Annotated in this window: 15 protein-coding genes; 8 read left to right on the forward strand and 7 right to left on the reverse strand. The window is 71.2% G+C overall.

Going from position 1 to position 18,966, the window contains the following annotated elements:
• Positions 1–8 precede the first annotated feature (8 nt).
• The gene (locus tag OHS16_RS14965) at positions 9–566 is read right to left on the reverse strand and encodes a GNAT family N-acetyltransferase (RefSeq protein ID WP_328537700.1); all 558 of its coding nucleotides are present in this window, start codon (positions 564–566) and stop codon (positions 9–11) included.
• Positions 567–756: 190 nt separating this feature from the next.
• On the opposite strand from OHS16_RS14965, the gene OHS16_RS14970 reads away from it, so the two are divergent.
• Positions 757–2,034: a hypothetical protein gene (locus OHS16_RS14970; RefSeq protein ID WP_328537701.1), complete on the forward strand. Its 1,278-nt coding sequence runs from the start codon at positions 757–759 to the stop codon at positions 2,032–2,034.
• Between the two features lie 25 nt (positions 2,035–2,059).
• Here the strand turns inward: OHS16_RS14970 and OHS16_RS14975 are convergent, their stop codons facing one another.
• A complete protein-coding gene (locus tag OHS16_RS14975) occupies positions 2,060–3,172 on the reverse strand; it encodes a MerR family transcriptional regulator (RefSeq protein ID WP_328537702.1) in 1,113 nt (370 codons plus the stop codon).
• A 105-nt stretch (positions 3,173–3,277) separates the two neighbouring features.
• Positions 3,278–3,664 (reverse strand): hypothetical protein, encoded by a 387-nt coding sequence (locus tag OHS16_RS14980; RefSeq protein WP_328537703.1) that lies wholly within the window; start codon positions 3,662–3,664, stop codon positions 3,278–3,280.
• 148 nt (positions 3,665–3,812) lie between these two features.
• Here OHS16_RS14980 and OHS16_RS14985 point away from each other — a divergent pair, with 148 nt between their 5' ends.
• From OHS16_RS14985 to OHS16_RS14995, 3 genes are read left to right on the forward strand one after another with little or no spacing between them, the layout of a single operon-like run.
• On the forward strand, positions 3,813–4,256 hold the full coding sequence (locus OHS16_RS14985) for a DUF7144 family membrane protein (protein ID WP_328537704.1): 444 nt from the start codon (positions 3,813–3,815) through the stop codon (positions 4,254–4,256).
• Between the two features lie 50 nt (positions 4,257–4,306).
• Positions 4,307–5,362, forward strand: a complete 1,056-nt coding sequence (locus OHS16_RS14990; protein WP_328537705.1) for an endonuclease/exonuclease/phosphatase family protein — start codon at positions 4,307–4,309, stop codon at positions 5,360–5,362.
• A gap of 35 nt (positions 5,363–5,397) precedes the next feature.
• Entirely contained in the window at positions 5,398–7,362 is a 1,965-nt protein-coding gene (locus OHS16_RS14995) for an FUSC family protein (RefSeq protein ID WP_328537706.1), read from the forward strand.
• A gap of 120 nt (positions 7,363–7,482) precedes the next feature.
• Here the strand turns inward: OHS16_RS14995 and snpA are convergent, their stop codons facing one another.
• Positions 7,483–8,139, reverse strand: coding sequence for a snapalysin (gene snpA, locus OHS16_RS15000; RefSeq protein ID WP_328537707.1), 657 nt, complete (start codon positions 8,137–8,139; stop codon positions 7,483–7,485).
• A gap of 163 nt (positions 8,140–8,302) precedes the next feature.
• On the opposite strand from snpA, the gene OHS16_RS15005 reads away from it, so the two are divergent.
• Positions 8,303–9,199 (forward strand): LysR family transcriptional regulator, encoded by an 897-nt coding sequence (locus OHS16_RS15005; RefSeq protein ID WP_328537708.1) that lies wholly within the window; start codon positions 8,303–8,305, stop codon positions 9,197–9,199.
• A 16-nt stretch (positions 9,200–9,215) separates the two neighbouring features.
• On the opposite strand, the gene OHS16_RS15010 is transcribed toward OHS16_RS15005, so the two are convergent.
• Complete coding sequence (locus tag OHS16_RS15010; RefSeq protein WP_328537709.1) at positions 9,216–11,687, reverse strand: ABC transporter permease; 2,472 nt, start codon at positions 11,685–11,687, stop codon at positions 9,216–9,218.
• Between the two features lie 130 nt (positions 11,688–11,817).
• On the opposite strand from OHS16_RS15010, the gene OHS16_RS15015 reads away from it, so the two are divergent.
• The 3 genes from OHS16_RS15015 to metG all read left to right on the forward strand — a co-directional run bounded on the left by OHS16_RS15015 (position 11,818) and on the right by metG (position 15,552).
• On the forward strand, positions 11,818–12,120 hold the full coding sequence (locus OHS16_RS15015; protein WP_328537710.1) for a barstar family protein: 303 nt from the start codon (positions 11,818–11,820) through the stop codon (positions 12,118–12,120).
• A 118-nt stretch (positions 12,121–12,238) separates the two neighbouring features.
• On the forward strand, positions 12,239–13,837 hold the full coding sequence (locus tag OHS16_RS15020) for a VWA domain-containing protein (RefSeq protein WP_328537711.1): 1,599 nt from the start codon (positions 12,239–12,241) through the stop codon (positions 13,835–13,837).
• Between the two features lie 110 nt (positions 13,838–13,947).
• On the forward strand, positions 13,948–15,552 hold the full coding sequence (gene metG, locus OHS16_RS15025; RefSeq protein ID WP_328537712.1) for a methionine--tRNA ligase: 1,605 nt from the start codon (positions 13,948–13,950) through the stop codon (positions 15,550–15,552).
• Between the two features lie 395 nt (positions 15,553–15,947).
• On the opposite strand, the gene OHS16_RS15030 is transcribed toward metG, so the two are convergent.
• Positions 15,948–16,742, reverse strand: a complete 795-nt coding sequence (locus OHS16_RS15030) for a L,D-transpeptidase family protein (protein ID WP_328537713.1) — start codon at positions 16,740–16,742, stop codon at positions 15,948–15,950.
• Between the two features lie 460 nt (positions 16,743–17,202).
• Positions 17,203–18,966, reverse strand: coding sequence for an aspartate--tRNA ligase (aspS, locus tag OHS16_RS15035; protein ID WP_328540851.1), 1,764 nt, complete (start codon positions 18,964–18,966; stop codon positions 17,203–17,205).

An 18,966-nucleotide genomic window follows, 5' to 3' on the forward strand; every position in this document is an offset into this window, starting at 1 on the left:
CCCGGCCGCTACCCCGCGCTTCCCGCGTGCTGGATGCCGCGGCTCCAGGCGTCGAACAGCGGACCGTGCGGCTCCTGCTGCACCTCACCGAAACGCGCCCAGCCCCAGTCCCGCAGCACACTTCCGGCCGTCGCGTTCGCCGGCGCCACCAGAGTGGCGGCCAGCCTGGCCCGTGAGCGGATCAGCAACTGGTCGACGAGCCCGGTGGCGATCCGGCGGCGGCGGTACTCCGGCATCACCATCAGCTCGGCCAGCACGAAGACATGCCCGGCCGCCGTCAACTCCTCGACGTCCTCCGGGAGTCCGCCGCGAAATCCCCGCCAGAGTCCGCCTTCGCGCCCCAGTTCGTAGCCGTAGGCACACCCTGCCAGCGAAGCACCGTCGGCCACCATCATGTCGAAGCCGGGCCGCTGCATGTCCTCGGCGAAGCGCTCCAGGAAGTGCTGCCGGTCATGGAACTCCTCCCCGCGGGGCCCCCGGTACGCCTCGACATAGGTGTCCGCGATGGCCTCCCGCTGCTGTTCGGCCTGCCATCTGGTCAGGCGGCGCATGAAGACCTCAGTCATGGGTTCCTCCCCGTTCCGGTACATCGTCTCAGCGGTTCGCGACCAAGGAAACGGAAACTGCAAGATCCAGCCTCACCGCGGACGTTCCGTGGTGACAGGGCGGGCCGCAGAGCCCGGCGGGCGACGCCGGAATTGGCCGAATGGCGCCGTCCGGGGTGCGGGCCTCCCTCCGGTGACTTCCCCTGGAGTGGTGAGCGACGAGGCACAGGAGGAGATCGACGGGCTGCGCGCCAGGGTTGCCGCACTGGAGGGAAGGCCGGCCCCGCGCCACCGGGTGCGCTCGTTCTTCGCCGCCCTGCTGATCGTCATCGCCGCGCTTCTCACCCCCGTCGCGGCCGTCGCCGTCTGGGCGCACGACGAGATCGGCGACACCGGCCGCTATGTCGACGCGGTGGCGCCGCTGGCCTCCGACCCGGCCGTCCAGCACGCCGTCACCGACCGGGTCACCGATGCGGTGATGCGGTACGTCAGCGTGGACGCGCTGGTCGAATCGGTGGCGCCCGACGACAGGGCGGGCCTGCGCGAGGCCCTCGGCCCGCTGAACGGTCCGATCAACTCGGGGCTCAGGAACCTCGTACAGCGCGCGGTGGGAAGCCTGGTCTCGAGCCCGGCCTTCAGCACTGTCTGGATCCAGCTCAACCGGACCGCGCACGCCTCGGTGGTACACGCCCTGACCAGTGGAAAGGGCAACAAGGTCACCGTCGATCTGGCGCCCGTCGTGAAGTCCGCCAAGGAACGGCTCGACGACACCGGTCTGTCCATCGCGTCGAGGATCCCGGAGGTGCACACCCGGTTCACCGTTCTGGAGTCCGATGCCGTCGGCCGGGCCAGGACGGCCTTCCGGCTGCTGGGACTCGCCGGGGTCTGGCTGCCGGTGGTGACGGTGCTGCTCGCCGTGTCCGGGGTGCTCATCGCCGTCCGCAGACGGCGCGCCCTGATCACCGCGGCACTGGCCGTCGCTGCCGGTGCGCTACTGCTCGGTGCCGGAATCGCGGTCTTCCGGAGTCTCTATCTCGACCGGCTGCCGGAGATCGTCCCGCAGCCGGCCGCCGTCGCGGTCTTCGACGCCCTGGTCGGCTTCCTGCGCACGACGGTCCGGATGGTGGTCGCGCTCGGGGCCGTGGTGGCGCTCAGCGCCTGGCTGAGCGGCCCCGGCCGGTGGCCGGTCCGGGCCAGGGCCATGTGGACGGGCGGTATCGGCGCCGTACGCAACGCGGCAGGCATGCGCACCGGACCGGTGGGGCGCTGGTTCAGCCGGGCCAGGACCGCCCTGAACTGGGCGGTGGTGGCCTGCGCGCTCGCCGTCTATCTGGTGTGGGACCGGCCCACCGCAGCGGTGGTGGTGGGCATCGCGCTGTGCGCGCCGGCCGTCATGGCGGTGATCGAACTGCTCGCGGACGACGGCGCGGACCCTCGGACCGGAGCTGCCCCGGCACGTGATCGCCCGGACGGAACGGCGGCGGGATGAGGCTCCACGAGGGCGGGCTGCGCCATCAGCCGGCCGGCCCGCGGCTCTCGACCACGTCCCCCACCGCACAGGCCACGTTGTCCGGTGCCCCGGCGGCCTGGACGAGGGCCAGCAGCTCCCGTACGGCGCCTTCGGGATCGGCCGCCGTCGCCAGCAGGGTCCGCCGCAGCTCGTCGTCGGGCACCACCGATGACAGCCCGTCCGAACAGAGCAGATACCGGTCGCCGGACCGCGCCTCCCGGAGCCCGATGTCCGGCTCGCCCCTCCCCAGTGCCCTGAGCAGCAGCGCACGCTGCGGATGGCTGGCCGCCTCCGCCTCGCTCAGCCTCCCCTCGTCCACCATCGACCGGACCATCGTGTGGTCGTGGGTGATGCGGAAGAGCTCACCTCCGCGCAGCAGATACGCCCGGCTGTCGCCGATGTGCACGAGTGCCAGCTGCGAACCGGTCCAGAGCATCGCGGTGAGTGTCGTACCGGACTCCTGGTCAGGGCCGTCCCCGCCGGACTCGCCCCCGCCGGCGGCCCGGTGCACCCGGTCGGCCGCGTCGCCCAGGGCGTTCAGCAGATCGCCGGCCCTGATGACCCTGGCCCCGTCCGCTTCCAGCACCCTGAGGGCGTCGATGGCCGCGCTGCTGGCCGCGGCGCCGGCGTCGCCGTAGCCATCGGCGACGGCCAGCAGCCTGGCGCCCGCGTGTGCGGCGTCCTGATTGGCCGCGCGGACCAGCCCGGCGTCGGACAGCGCGGCGTAGCGGATCTTGAGGGTCCGGCCTGCGGGCAGCGCGGAGCCGTTGTCAGTGTGGTGTGTCATGGCGTCCTTCCGGGACAACTGGTCGATGAGGAAGGCCGCCAGATCTCGCCTGGCCGATGTCTCGGCCTCCACGCGTGCCCAGTACGCCCGCACACGGTCAGCGGGCACCGGTGACTCGCACACCTCGCGGATGCCGGACGGCGGCATCCCGATACGCCGCAGCCAGGCAACCAGCCGGGCGCGTCCGAGCTGCGCCTCGTCGTAGTAGCGGTAGCCGTTCAGCGGGTCGACCCGCGCCGGGGGCAGCAGACCGAGATCGTCGTAACGCCGCAGTGCCTTCGCGGAGAGCCGCGAGAGCCGGGCGAACGCGCCGATGGTCAGCAGAGCCATGGTTTCCCCTCCTCCACCGGGCGGTCGGCCCGGCCCCACCGATGCTGGGGCTTCCCCCGGGGAGAAGGTCAACACCTACCGTCCCGGTCCTCGGTCGCCGCCCGGTCACGCCTCGTGCGTGTAGAGGAGGTAGAAGACAGTGATCAGCATGCCGGCACCCAGCCCGGCGCCGATGAACGAGGACAGCAGGACGCTCTCCCCGGTCATCGAGTACAGAAAGCCCATCGCTCCGCCGAACAGCACGCCGTAGGCGGCCGAGCGCAGCTCACGCGACATGCGGTGCTGGATCCGGCCGAGCCCGAAGGCCAGCGCGGCCAGGGCGATGCCCGAGACCAGGCTGACCACGAGCTGCGCGGTGGAGAGACCGTGGCCCGAGCTCTGGATGTAGGCGGCATAGAAGCCGTAGGCGACGCCGAGACCGACGGGCAGCGCCCAGGCCGCCGTCGAGAGGTGCTGACGCCTGGGTGCCGGGACTGCCGCATGTGTGGCCATCGCAGAGAGCTCCTTCCGCTCGCCCCTTCCACCAGCGCACACCCGCGGAAGCCCGGAAGCAACTCGAACGGCCCAATAACTCGCTCATGTCCGCCCGTTTCGGACTCATGCTGCAAGGAGCGCAACCCACCACGGAAGAAGGCCCGCCATGAGCCATCACACAGCGCAGCAGCCCCATGCCACAGGCCCCGGCGCCGGGAACACCTCGGGCTGGGCCTCGGGCGGCACCGTGTTCGCCGGCGTGCTGCTGGTGGTCGAGGGCGTGATGGGCATCCTCCAGGGGATCGTCGCCATCGCCAGGGACGACGTCTACACCCGGATCGGCGACTACACCTACGCCTTCTCCCTCACCACCTGGGGCTGGATCCACCTGGCCCTCGGCATCCTCATCGCCGTCACCGGCTACGGCATCCTCTCCGGCGCCGTGTGGGCCCGGATCACCGGCATCGTGCTGGCGTCGCTGAGCGTGCTGCTGCAATTCATGTTCCTGCCGTACCAGCCGATCTGGGGCGTGGTCTCGATCGCGATCGGCCTCTTCGTGATCTGGGCGCTGGCAACGGACCGGCACCACACCGCGAACCCGGCACTCTGAATCAGGACGGTGCGCAGGCCGCAACCCGCGGGCCCGTGAGGGCGTCCTCGATGGAGAGTCCGGGCGCCACGTCCCGCCCCGGTGCGACCGTCGGAGGCTGCCCCCTGAACACCGTGGACAGCCCGGCGGACCGCGCCGGACGGCCCGGCCGGCGTTCGCGGCTGCGGCAGTCCGGGGCCTGGCTCGCGGCCCTCGTGCTTCTCGCCACCAGCGGCGTCGTCGGCTGCCGGGCGGCCGGGGTCGACGCTGTCACCCCCGTGCCCCAGGTGCTCGCCTTCCTGCCGTGGCTGCTCGTCCCGGCCGGCGTCGCGCTGCTGCTGGCCGGGCTCGCCCGCTGGCGGACCGGTCTGGTCTGGGCGCTTCTGCTGCTCGGCGCGCTGGGCTGGTGGCTGCGGCCCTACGGACCTGGCCCGGGCGGCGGCGATGGGCCGGTCATCGCGACGGTGAAGGTGATGACCGCCAATCTGCAGTTCGGAAGGGCGACCCCGGGTCTGTTCGCCGCGGTCCGGCGGGAGAAACCCGACCTGGTGTATGTCGAGGAGTGCTCCTTCGTCTGCGCCGACGCGCTCAGGACCGGGCTGCCGCGGAGCGTGTACCCGTACCGCGTTGTCGTCAGGAAGGCCGGCTCGAAGGGATCAGCGATCCTCAGCGTGTTCCCGCTGAGGTCCGCGCCCGCCGTGGCGGGCACCATGGCGATGCCCGGCGCCACCGCACGGATCCACGGAGTGCCGGTCCGCGTGCAGCTGGCGCATCCGATGCCTCCGCTGCCCCGTCAGGTGGGGCTCTGGAAGCGCGAACTCGGGCGGGTGCGGTCCTTCGCCGCCGCCGGCCGCGCCCCGACCATTCTGGCCGGGGACTTCAACGCCTCCCAGGACCACGCCGCGTTCCGCCGCATCCTCGAGGACGGCCATCTGCACGACAGCGCCCGCCTCGCGGGGCACTACCGCACCCCATCCTGGCCGGCCGGAGCCTGGCCGGCCGGCCCCCAGATCGACCACGTGCTGGTCTCCGGCGGCTTCACGGTGGCCTCGGCCCGCTTCTTCCCGCTGCGCGGTTCCGACCACCGGGGACTCGTGGTGCGACTCGGGATGCACGCAGGCACGTAATTTATGGTCCATGACTGACATGGATCACCGCCGGTATGGCTGAGACCGGCCCGAAACGGCAGCAGCCACGGCTGTCACCTCCGGAGTGGCTGATCAGGGGGCTGCGGCCGCAGGCTGCGCCGGTCCCCTGGGCCGCCGTGGTCCGCGCGGGTGTCGCGATGGCCGCTCCGATCGCGGCCGGACTCGCCACCGGCCGGCCGGCGTACGGGGCGCTCGTGTCGATGGGCGCCCTGACCGGGGTCATCAGTGACACCGCCGACGCCTACCGGCTGCGGATCCTCAACATCGCCGTACCTCAGTGCTTCGGCGCGATCGGCATCATGCTCGGCACACTGGTCTACGGCGAGGGCTGGTTCGCGGTCGGGGCGCTGACCCTGGTCGCGCTGGTCTCCGGGATGATCTCCACCATCGGCGCCGTGGCCTCCGTCTCGGGGCTGCTGCTGCTCCTGGAATCGGTGGTCGGTGCGGGTCTTCCGCTGCCGGGCCCCTGGTGGAAGGCCCCGTTGCTGCTCTCGGTAGGGGGGCTCCTGGTCCTGGTGCTCGCCCTGCTGGGCTGGCCGCTGCGGGCCGGCGCCCCCGAGCGGAGCGCGGTCGCCACGAGCTATCGCGCGGTGGCCGAACTGCTGGCGGCCGCAGGCACCTCCACATACGACGGCAGACGCCAGGGCGTCACCGAGTCGCTGAACACCGCCTACGATCTGATCCTCGCCCAGCGGGCTCGCGATCACGGCCGGAGCACCCCGCTGGTCCGGCTGCTCGCCCAGCTCAACGCGGTGATCCCGCTGGTGGAGGCGGCCGCGGCCACCCATCTGCACGGCCGGGCCTCCCGCCGTCCGGAAATCGCCGCCGCCGTAAGGGACATGGCGGATGTGATCGCGGCGGGCCGCCCGGGGGCCGCCCCCGATCTCGTGCTCCCGGAGCCGTACGGACCCGCCGACCGCGCCATGAACGCCGCACTGCGGTATGCGGCGGCCGTCGTCGCGCACCCCGAACCCGACCGGCACATCGCCGACGACCGGCTCGGCCGCCCGGCGGCCCTGGGGGTACGGACCCGCCGGGCCGCCCGCAGCGTCGCGCTCACCGCCACCGCCTGGCGCTACGGACTGCGGCTCGCCCTGTGCATCGGCCTCGCCCAGACGCTGGTCTCGGTGATCGAGGTGGAGCGCTCGTACTGGGTGGCGCTCACCGTCACCTTCGTGATGAAGCCGGACTTCGGTTCGGTCTTCTCCCGAGCGGTGCTGCGCGCCCTCGGCACGGCCGGCGGGGTGCTCACCGCGGCCCTGGCCCTGGGGATGGTGCCGCGCGGCTGGTGGGACGTGCCGGTGATAGTGGTGCTCGGGGCGCTCGTCCCGGCCTTCTCCGCCAAGGGGTACGCCTTCCAGACCGCGGCCATCACCCCGGTGATCCTGCTGATCTCCGACCAGCTGAACCATCTGGGCTTCCAGCTGATCATGCCGCGGCTGGTCGACAGCCTCATCGGCTGCGGCATCGCGCTGGTGGTCGGCTACCTGCTCTGGCCGGAGAGCTGGCACACCCGGATCGGCGACGGTCTCGCGGACGCCGTGGAGGACACCGTGCGCTACCTGGAGTGCGCCTTCGGAGGCGACGGTACCGGCGGCGACCAGGCCGACCGGATCAGACTGCGGCGCCGGCTCTACCGGGATCTGTCCACCATGCGGTCGGAATTCCAGCGGGCCCTGACCGAACCGCCGCCGACCGGCAGACGGGCCGCCGCCTGGTGGCCCGTGGTGGTCGCGATCGAGCGGATCGTCGACGCCACCACGGCGGCGCGGGTCCGCGTCAATCACGGGGCGCCACCGCCGGCGAGGGAGGAAGTCCTCGATGTGTCACAGCAGTTGACGGAGCTGGCGCAGGGGCTGCGCTCCAGCGCCACGCTGGTGGAGGTGCGGACGGTGCTCGCGGGCGACGAGAGCGGCGTACTCGCCCCGCTGCGCCAGGAGGTCGTCGCGGCGCGGGGAATCACTTCGCCGCATCCGTGAACCCGGAGCAGGTCACCCGCACCCGGCGTGGTCAGTGACGCCGGGTGCGGGGGGTGGGGGGTGGGGCGTGACGCCGGGGAAGGAGGCGTCAGTGGACCCTCTCGCCGAGCGGACCCGGCGTCAGGAGCTCTTGTTCACCTTGGCCAGGGCCTTGGCGAGGCCGTTCGCCCACAGGGCGTCGACCTGGGCGCGCTCCTGCGCGTCCGGCTGCCGGTTGGTGCAGGACGGGCCGGGTCCGCCACCGGACATCAGCTCGCTGCACGGCCCGTCGTAGGTGTCCGGAAGGCCGAGAACATGCCCCGTCTCGTGCGCGGTGACCCGGATCGAGTCGTACTCCTGGGTCTGCGCGTGGTCGAGGAACACATAGCCTCTGCCGTGGCCGTCGGTCGATGCGTACGATCCCTGCGGATCGTCGCCCTCGCGGTAGGTGAAGTCGGCGCCTGAGCCCTCCTGGAGGGTGACGTTGGATTCGGCCGCGTTCCATATCTGCGCGCTGGCCGCTATCTGGCTCTGGTAACTCGGCGCGGCTGAGGCGTCGTAGACGACGGTCACGGATGCCGCATCGGGGTGCGCAGCCCGCTTCTTCGCCACCGACTTCAGGACGGCGTCGAAGAAGGCCTTGTTGTCCGACTCCTGCTTCGAGCCGGCATAGTGCGAGACGGACTGCTGGGCGTGAGGCGCCGTGGGGGTGACGGCCTGCACGGGGCCCGCGGTGCCGAGTGCCGCGGCGATGCCGAGGCCCAGTACCGCGGATACAGCTGTATTACGGTGCTTCATGTGGGGGGCTCCTACTCGTCCGGTGTGGGGGTGAACGGGTGGTACCGCAGAGTGTGCTGTGCGGAGGGCCCCGGGGGATGATGGCAATTGGCGATAACTTCGGGCTATCAGTGGTGTTTTGATGGTCTGGTGCGGCTGGCGGGACCGCCTTACTCTCTGGTACATGGACCTCGAGGTGAGGCACCTCCGCGCTCTGTGCGCCATCGCCGACAGCGGCAGCCTGCACCGGGCGGCCCGTGAGCTGGGCATGAGCCAGCCCTCGCTCACCACCCAGCTCCGCCGGATCGAGAACTCCCTCGGCGGGCAGCTGTTCATCCGGGAGCGCACCGGCTGCCGCCCCACCCCGCTCGGACGGACCGTACTCAGCCGGGCACGGCCGCTGATCACCGAGATGCGGGAACTGGTGACCGACGCCAAGGCCGCTGCCGCCCGCGCCGCCGGGCCACGGCTGCGTATCGGCTCCACGGCCAGCCGCGCGCTGCCCGGCTGGCTGCGCAGGCTGCGGTCCCGGCTGCCCGGCACCGAGACCTCGCTCCATATGGACGTCTCCGCCAACGCGCTGCTGCGTCTGGTGGCTTCGGGGCAACTGGACGTCGCCTTCGTCCATGAGGTCGACGGGTGCCCGCTTCGGGTACCCGAAGGTCTCGCGGTACGCGTCCTCGTCGAGCGCGAAGCGCAGTCGGTGACGCTCGCCGCCGACCATCCGGCGGCCGCCAACCCGGTGGTGAAGCTCGCCGATCTCGCCGACGACCAGTGGATGGTCGACCCCACGGTGGACGGCGAATGGGACGGTATGCGCCGCATGCTGCAGGCCGCCGGGCTCAACCCGAGGGTGCTGCACGGCGACTACCTCACCGCCTTCTCCCTGGTCGCGTCCGGCGAGGTCGTCACGGTCTGCCAGCCGACCAGCCGGCCCCGCCCCGACACGGTGATAAGACCGCTGGCGGGGGACCCGATAGGAGTCCGCCTGTTCCTGGCCGGGCGGGCCGGCGTATGCGAGCCGGATCTGGATGTGGCGTACGAGGAACTGGCGGGCGCATACGAGGAGCTGGGGAAGTGACCGCGGGCGCGCCCGTTTACGGCGCCGCGCCCACCGCCACCGCGGGCCGCACCCGCAGCGCCGCCCAGGCCGGCACCAGACTCGATCCCAGGGCCAGGACCACCGCCCCGCCGGCCACCGCCCCGTAGATCGAGAGCGGCCCTGACGGCAGCACCGAACCCGTTGCCACATGGGCGAAGGGCACCAGGGTCGTGGCCGCTGCCACGGTGCCGAGGAGCAGGCCGATCACCGCCACCAGCAGGGACTCGATCGTGACCATGCGCAGGATCTGGCCCGTGGTGGCGCCCGTGAGCCGCTGCAGGCCGAACTCCCTGCGCCGTGCACGCGCCGCCATCACCAGGCTGTTCACCACGGCGATGGCCGTGTACGCGACGATCATGGAGACCATCAGGTAGTTGATCCACGCCTGGGTCGCCGTGTCCTCGACGTGGTCCGCGACGAGTTCGGCACGTCCCTCCACCCGCAGCCCGTCCGCCGGGCCGGCCAGTCCGCGCAGCGCGGTCCTGACATCCCCGCCGGGCCCGGCCTTCACCAGTACCTCGGTGGGCAGGCCGCCGGTCGTATGGGGGGCGAGCAGCCCCACCGGCAGGAGTGCCGCTCCGCCCGCATACGTCCCCACCACCCGGAGCCGCACCGCACTGTTGTCGCCCAGCCTCAGGGTGATGGTCTCCCCCGTACGGTGGCCGGCCCCGCGCGGGAGCACCACGGCCTTGCCCCGCAGGCCCGATGTGTCCACGCCGGTCAGTGCGGCGGCGTCCGGTCCGACCCCCTGGAGGGGCAGCCCGTCGTCCCCCGTCTCGGCTCCGCCCCCTGCGGGCTTCTCGATGAAACCGGTACTGGTGACGTACGCACTGGCCGCCGCCACCCCGGGAAGCTTCGCCGCCCGCTCCGCGGTGGACGGCGCGACGGTGCCTGACACCGAGGCCAGCACCGCGTCCGCGTGCAGGTTCTCGGTGAACGCCCTGTTGTTGACATCGGACTGGGTGGTCTGGAGGTAGAGATTGCCGGTGGCGACCCCGCTGGCCAGCAGGATCGGTGTGACCGCTGCCGCCATCGCGACCGTGCGCGCACGGGAGTTGAGCATCGCCAGATAGCCGCCCGCCCCGGTGAGCAGCCGGACCGGCCGGTCGAGCACGACGGCACACACCTTGGTGAGGCCGGGTGCGATCAGTGCCAGTCCGATTGCGGCGCAGAGCACGGTCGGTCCGGCCGTACTGGCCGCGGCCGGGCCGTCCATGACCGTCCAGGTGACGATCGAGAGCGCGGCCGTGCCGGACAGGAAGAGGACCGCGAAGACCAGCCGGATCCAGCTGAACCAGCGCTGCTGGACCGCCGCTTCGGCCAGCGCCTCGGTGGGCCGGCTCCGCACCGCGCGACGGCCGGCGACCAGCCCCCCGCCGACCGCCGTGATCAGCACGGCCCCGCCCGCCGCGGCCATCGGGATCCATCCCTGGGTGAACTCAACGGCGTCCGACGTGATCCCCGCTGATGCCAGCCTGCCGAAGAGCTCACGGCCGAGCAGCCGCCCCGGGATCCAGGCGAGCAGCGCGGCCGGGACGGCGATCATCAGGGTCTCCGCCACCAGCATCCGGCGCAGCTGGCGGGGCGTCGCTCCGACGGCGCGCAGCAGGGCCGTCTCACGCTGCCGCTGGGAGGCGGAGAGCGCCATGGTGGACGCGGTGACGAACAGCGCGACCAGCACGGCCATCCCGCCGAAGACCGCGGACAGCGAGATCAGATCGCTCTTGCCCGCCAGCACTTCCGGGTGCTCGGCGAAGCCGCGGTCGTCGCCGGTGAGAATCCGGGCCCCGGCCCCGGCGACGGCGGGCCTCAGGTCGGTGCCGGGTTCGGCGATCACCGCGAGGGCAGCGAGTTTCCGCGGGCCGCCGGCGAGCCGCACCGCTTCGCGGTCACTGAAGAACAGCTCGGCGCGGCCCCCCGGCTCGGTGATGCCGCTGATCCGGTACGGCGCGGTGCCGCCGTGTGCGGCGATCCGGACGGTGTCCCCCACACCGGCGTCCGCTGCTCCGGCTGTGCCGGCATCCAGCACCACCTGGCCAGGACCGGCCGGCGGCCGGCCACTGCGCAGGGTTCCGGGGCCGAGTGAGGCGGAGGTCCAGGTGTGGCCGCCGGCCCGGATCCCACCGCCCACCAGCAACGTCGATGGGACGGTGACGTCCTCGACGACCCTGGTCACCCCGGGCGTCCCGCGCAGCCTCGCGGCCAGCGCGCCGTTCAGCGGGACCTGTTCGGCCGAGACCGCCTTCTCGCTGTCCTCCGGGTCCCCGGGGTGCAGTTCGTAGCCGCGATCGCCCATGACCACGGCCGTGGCGCCCGCCAGCCGTTCGGGCGGGACGTTGTTGCGGATACCGGTCTCCAGCATCCCGCCGCAGGCCAGCACGATCGCCGTGCCGAAGAAGAGCGCGACGAAGGTGGCGACGAAGCCGCCCTTGCGGAAGCGCAGGGTGCGCAGAGCCAGAGTCCACATGTCTCCGACGCTACGGAGGGTGAGCCCGTCCGCCCATGGGACCGCCCGGACACTTGGGGTGGGGTTTTCCCCCGCAACGGCTGTCCCGGCGTCACGGCTGTCACGCAGGCACCGCGTACCATCCGCAGCCATGAGCTCCGAACTTGTCGTGGACTTGCGTACGTTGCCACTGGTCACGCTCGATGACTTCTGGGACGCGGTGTCCGGGCCGTGCGGGCTGCCCGACTGGTTCGGGCGGAATCTGGACGCGTGGTGGGACACGATCGAGGGGCGCGGGGTCTCGGATACCGTGGACGCGCACGAACTGCTGGTCGTGCGGGCGACGGCGGCGGGGCTGTTCACACCCGGTGATCCGGACGGCGCGCGGCTCTCGGTGATGTTCGCCGAGGCGAGTCACGCCCGACTGGATCTGGCAGCTGAACCGGCGTCGTGACGACCCTCCCAAAGATCGCCCAGCGCGGTCGCTAACCTTACGTGTCCGCCCTGGCCAGGGATCAACTCCCGTCGGCGCGGACATATCTCGCACTCGACTCATGCGAAAGGTCTCGCCCATGGGCATTCGGAGCTTGCTGCGCAAGGTGTTTGGACGCGACCGCGCGGAGTACGCGGAGCCGTCGGCGACCCCGTCCGTGCCGGCTCAGGGCGAGCGCACGTCGCCGTCCGAGAAGCCGGCGGAGTCCGCGCCGGCGTCGTCGTCCGGATCGGCGTCGTCGTCGTCGGGATCAGCATCGGCGGGAACGGCATCCGTGCCGGCCCAGGCCGACAAGAAGGCGTCCGCCAAGAAGTCCGGCAAGTCCGGCACCGGGGTGGCATCGGACCTGGTGGCCGCCGCTTTCGACAACCCCACCCCCAAGCGGGGACCGGCCGAGCCGACGGTTCCGGCGCAGGCTTCGGCGGCATCCCGCAACGCGGTCGCCGTACCGGAGAAGGGCGTTGGGAAGGCCGCCGGCGCCGAGAAGGAGGCGGCCAGGACTCCGGAGGAGTCCGTCGCCCCGGAGACGGAACAGGAGGCGGCCCCCGCGGCCACGGATGCGGCGGTCTCCGAGGCGGAAGCGGTTCCCGCCGAACCGGAGCCCGTCGCCGCAGCGGTCGAGGCCCCCGCCGACAAGGCTGTGGCACCCGAGCCGGCAGCCGCCGAGGCGAAGCCGGGCAAGGACGGGACGGTGGAGGCCGAAGCCGCGAAGCCGGCCACCGAGGCCAAGCCCGCCCCTGTCGACGAGGTGGAACCGGCCGCTGCCGTAACGAAGCCCGCGGCGGAGACGAAGCCCGCGGCCGAACCGGCCGCCGAGGCCAAGCCGGCCGCCAAGCGCAAGGCCGCCACCGCCAAGCCGAAGACCAGTGCCACGAAGGCCACCGCCGCGAAGGCCAAGGCCAAGCCGAAGACCGAGGCGAAGGCGAAGACCGAGGCCGAGCCTGCCGGGACGAAGGCCGGAGCCGTCGCGGCCGATGCCGGGCCGGCCGGCAAGGATGCGCCCGCCGCCGCCCCCGCGGACCTCAAGGCACGCGCCCCGCAGCTGGTCGCCCCGCACCAGGCCGCCGGCGCCGAGCTGGCGAAGGCCGGGCTCGGCGCAGCGCGCGCTTCGGTCTATCTGGTGCTCGACCGGTCGGGCTCCATGCGGCCCTACTACAAGGACGGCAGCGCGCAGGCCCTCGGCGAGCAGACCCTCGCCCTGGCCGCGCATCTCGACGAGCAGGCGGTCGTCCGGGTCGTCTTCTTCTCGACCGACATCGACGGCACCGGCGAGCTGAACCTCGACACGTACGAGGGACGGGTCGACGAACTGCACGCCGGTATGGGGCGGCTGGGCCGCACCAGTTACCACCGGGCCGTCGAGGAGGTCGTGGCGCTGCACGCGAAGTCGGCCGACCCGGCCGCCCCCGCGCTGGTGATCTTCCAGACGGACGGCGCCCCCGATGCCAAACTGGCCGCCAAGCAGGCGATCACCGACGTCGCGGACAAGCCGCTCTTCTGGCAGTTCGTCGCCTTCGGGGAGCACGACTCCAAGGCGTTCGACTTCCTGCGGAAGCTGGACGTCCCGCACGCCGCCTTCTTCCACGCGGGACCCGCACCCCGCGAGCTCGCCGACTCCGAGGTGTACGAGCAGCTGCTCGCCGCCTTCCCGGGCTGGCTGGCCGCCCGTAAGGGCTGAGCCGAGCCCGCTGTACGCCCGGCGAACCCCGGAGCCCCCGTCCCGCGGGACGGGGGCTCCGGGGTTCGCCGATGTGAAGGGATCTTCCGCGGGCCGTTAGGATTTCGACCATGGCGGCCACTGGATCCGAGAAGCAGGGGACGAAGGCGTACTACGTCTCGACCCCCATTTACTACGTCAACGACGCTCCTCACCTGGGCCACGCCTACACGACCGTTGCAGGGGACGTGCTCTCGCGCTGGCACCGTCAGCGCGGCGAGAAGGTGTGGTACCTCACCGGCACGGACGAGCACGGTCAGAAGATCATGCGCACGGCCGAGGCGAACAACGTCACACCGCAGGAGTGGTGCGACAAGCTCGTCGAGGAGTCCTGGAAGCCCCTCTGGGAGCACCTCGACATCGCGAACGACGACTTCATCCGGACCACGGAGAAGCGGCACACGGACCGTGTGCAGGAGTTCGTGCAGGACCTGTACGACAAGGACGAGATCTACAAGGGCGGATACGAGGGCCCGTACTGCGTCGCCTGTGAGGAGTACAAACTCCCCGGTGACCTCATCGAGGACGCCGAAGGCACCAAGCTGTGCCCGATCCACAAGCGGCCGGTGGAGCTCCTCAAGGAGGAGAACTACTTCTTCAAGCTCAGCGAGTACGGCCCGAAGCTGCTCGAGTTCTACGAGGCCAACCCCGGCTTCATCTCGCCCGAGTCGGCCCGCAACGAGGTCGTGAACTTCGTCAGGCAGGGTCTGCAGGACCTGTCCATCTCGCGCTCGACCTTCGACTGGGGCGTCCCGGTCCCGTGGGACGAGAAGCACGTCATCTACGTCTGGGTGGATGCGCTCCTCAACTACGCCACGGCCGTCGGCTACAACGAGAACCCGGAGAAGTTCGAGCAGACCTTCCCCGCCGACGTGCATCTGATCGGCAAGGACATCCTCCGCTTCCACGCGGTCATCTGGCCGGCCATGCTGATGGCGCAGGGGCTGCCGGTGCCGGGTCGGGTCGCGACCAACGGCTGGCTGATGGTCGGCGGCGAGAAGATGTCCAAGTCGAACCTGACCGGCATCAAGCCGCAGGATCTGACCTCGCACTTCGGCGTCGACGCCTACCGCTGGTACTTCCTGCGGGCGATCGCCTTCGGCAGTGACGGCTCGTTCTCCTGGGAGGACTTCTCCGCCCGCTACACCTCCGAGCTCGCCAACGACTACGGCAACCTCGCCTCCCGGGTGGCGGCCATGGTGGGCAAGTACTACGGCGGCACGCTGCCATCGGCCGAGGCCTCCGGCGCCGCCGAGCAGGCGGTCCGGGTCGGTCTCGCCACCGCGGTCACCGAGGCCGACCGGCTGATCGGCGAGGAGCTGGACTTCCAGGCCGGCATCCTGGCGATCTTCGACTTCGTGAAGCAGGTCAACGGCTACATCACGGAGCAGGAGCCGTGGAAGGTCGCCAAGGACGAGTCGCCCGAAGGCAGGGCCCGTCTCGCGACGATCCTCTACACGGCCGCCGAGTCGCTGCGCGGTGTCGCGGTGCTGCTGAACGCCGTGATGCCGGTGACCTCGCAGAGCCTGTGGGAGTCCCTGGGCGCCGAAGCGGGCCTCGGCGCGCTCGGTGCGCAGCGCGTCCAGGAAGCCGGCCGCTGGGGGCAGCTCCCGGCCGGTGCGACGGTGACGAAGGGCGCGGTGCTCTTCCCGCGGCTGGAGGAGAAGACCGCTTAGGTCTCGTCCGCACGGACGGAGCCCGGGGCCGATCGGCCCCGGGCTCTCTCCGTCCGACCATGAGACTTTCGGGTCAGCGGCCTGTCGGGTAACCATCTGTCCGGTCAACCCGCTATTGGGTAACCATCTGTGAGATCAACCGCCCGTCGGGTAACCGCCGGTGAGATCAACCGCCAGTCCGGTAACCACCGGTGAGATCAAACCACCAGTCGGGTAACCACCCATGGGATCACCAGGCTGTACACGTGGCCATCGTCGGATAAGCACCTGTGACATCAGCTGTCTTTCCGCCCAGCTGCCTGTCCGGACAACCGCCTGTCGGGTAACCACCAGTGAGATCAGCCGCCTGTCCGGTCAGCCGCCCGTCAGATCAACCACGTGTCACCCTTCCGGATTCACCGGCCGAGCCAGGACGGGTCCCCCATGACCACCACCGGATTCTTCGCCGGGTCCAGCCAGCGCAGCAGCTCCTTCATCCGCTGTTCCGGCAGCGAGACGCAGCCGTGTGTCGGGCCGCCGTGGTCGACGTGGAACCAGACGCCGCCGCCCCGGCCCGCCCCCAGGGGCCGGGTCCAGTCGAGCGGGCTGGTGCCGGGCCTGCGGTTGTAGTTGATCGCCACCACATAGTCGAAAGCGCCGGCCAGCGGCTCGCCGTCGAAGCCGGTGCCCGGTGCCACGAAGGCAGAACCCCTGTCGTAAGGAAGCCGGGTGCCGGGGTCCGCCTTGCGGCCGCCGGCGTCGGTCAGGCCGAAGACGCCCTCCGGCGAGCGGAGGTCGCCCACCTGATGGTTGTCGCTCCAGCCGTGCAGGGCGTTGTGCGCGGGCCAGGAGGCACCGGCGGGCTGCCAGCCCGCCTCGGCACCGCGGGTGTAGAGGACGACGCCGGCCCGGTTGGCGTCATGCCCCTCACCCGTGACGACGACGGCCTGCCGTGCACTCTCCGGAATCAGCTTCCGGGTCCTGGGCCCCAGCCCGGGAATCCCGTCGGGCACCGCCCGCTCCGCCCGGGCCGCGAACGGCTGCGGGGCGGACTTTCCGGCGTGGCTGCCGCCGTCGCGGGCCGCGCCCGCCGCCGGGGCGGGCGCAGGCGCGGACGTATCCGCACACCCGGTCACCAGCAGCCCTGCGGACAACAGCGCGGCAGCCGCGAGCGGACGTCTGCGGTGGGCTACCGCCGGAGACAGAGACATGTACGGGCCTTTCCTTGTACTTCGAGTCACTTCACGTCACCTGGGGTCACCGGTACGTCACTACTCGTAACGTCAGGTGACCGCGTCGCGTCGTGGGCGGCGGGGAAACGGCCCCTGGTACGGATCTGCCGGACGTCGTCGGTCATGTGAGGGGAGCCGGCAGTCCGTGTGCGGTACGGCGCCGTGCCTGCGCCCGCGTCACCAGCAGGTGTGCGCGGTCCCCGGCACCTGGCGCGGTTACGCCACCGCCGCCGCCCTCGTGCATGTTCATCCCCGCCGTCCTGTCCGGTCGTCCACGCCTGTCCAACGCGCCGGGCAGCCGATCTGCCTGCCCGCGACACGAAAGAGGAGCGAAGCGGCTCACAGGTTGCCGCGTACCCCGTACGCGGGCGGCCGGACAACGCGGACGGGGCCCGGTGCTCCGGGCCCCGTCGTGGTCGCTGCGGGCTGTGCCTGCCGCTTACTTCTCGACCGGCTTGCGCAGCTGGATGTTGAGCTCGCGCAGCCGGGTCTCGTCCAGCACCGTGGGCGCGCCCATCATCAGGTCCTGGGCGTTGCCGTTGAGCGGGAACGCGATGGTCTCGCGGATGTTCGGCTCGTCGGCGAGCAGCATCACGATGCGGTCGACACCAGGGGCGATGCCACCGTGCGGCGGAGCGCCGAGGCGGAAGGCGCGCAGCATTCCGGCGAACTCGTGCTCGACGGTCTCGCGGTCGTAGCCGGCGATCTCGAAGGCCTTGAGCATCAGCTCGGGCTCGTGGTTGCGGATGGCTCCCGACGACAGCTCGATGCCGTTGCAGACGATGTCGTACTGGAAGGCCAGGATGTCCAGCGGGTCCTTGTCCTCCAGGTCCCGCAGGCCGCCCTGGGGCATCGAGAAGGGGTTGTGCGAGAAGTCGATCCTCCCGGTCTCCTCGTCCTTCTCGTACATCGGGAAGTCGACGATCCAGCAGAACCGGAAGACGCCCTCCTCGAAGTGGCCGGCCCGCCTGGCCGCCTCGACGCGCACCGCGGACATGATCCGGGAGACCTCGTCGTACTCACCCGCGCCGAAGAAGACCGCGTGGCCGGGCTTGAGTTCGAGGCGCTCGGTGAGCGCGGCGATGTCCGCGTCGGTGAGGAACTTCGCGATCGGGCCCGCGAGCGCGCCGTCGTCACCGACCCGCACCCAGGCCAGGCCCTTGGCGCCCTGCTCGACGGCGTAGGCGCCGAGGCCGTCGAAGAACTTACGGGACTGGCCCGCGGTGTCCGGGACCGGCAGGGCACGGACGTGCTTGCCGGCGAAGGCCTTGAAGCCGGAGTCCGCGAAGACGTCCGAGACATCGGCGAGTTCCAGTTTGGCGCGCAGATCGGGCTTGTCGTTGCCGTACTTCAGCATCGACTCGCGGAACGGGATGCGCGGGAACGGCGATGTGACGTGACGGCCGTTGCCGAACTGCTCGAAGAGCTCGGTCATCAGCTTCTCGATCGGCCGGAAGACGTCCTCCTGCTCGACGAAGCTCATCTCGACGTCGAGCTGGTAGAACTCGCCCGGCGAACGGTCCGCCCGGGCGTCCTCGTCGCGGAAGCAGGGCGCGATCTGGAAATAGCGGTCGAACCCGGAGATCATCAGCAGCTGCTTGAACTGCTGCGGGGCCTGCGGCAGAGCGTAGAACTTGCCGGGGTGCAGACGGGAGGGGACCACGAAGTCACGGGCGCCCTCGGGGGAGGTCGCGGTGAGGATCGGCGTCGCCATCTCGTTGAAGCCCAGCTCGGTCATCTTGTGCCGCATCGCGGAGATGACCGCGGTGCGCAGCATGATGTTGCGGTGCATCCGCTCACGGCGCAGGTCGAGGAAGCGGTACTCCAGGCGCCGCTCCTCGTTGACGCCGTCCTCGGCGTTGATGGTGAAGGGGAGCGGGGCGGCGGCGCCCAGCACCTCGACCGCCGAGACCTCGATCTCGACCTCACCGGTCGGCAGCTCGGCGTTGACGTTCTCGGCACCGCGTGCCGAGACCTGGCCGTCGATCCGGACGACGGTCTCCTTGGTGACCTTGGAGAGCTCTTCGTTCGCCGGGGTGCCGGGGCGGGCCACGAGCTGCGTGATGCCGTAGTGGTCACGAAGATCGATGAAGAGAATGCCGCCCAGGTCTCGGCGATTGTGCAGCCAGCCGCTCAGCCGCACGTCGGAGCCGACGTCGGAGGCGCGGAGCTCACCGCACGTGTGGGACCTGTACCGATGCAT

The organism is Streptomyces sp. NBC_00344 (genome assembly GCF_036088315.1).
Classification (GTDB): Bacteria; Actinomycetota; Actinomycetes; order Streptomycetales; family Streptomycetaceae; genus Streptomyces.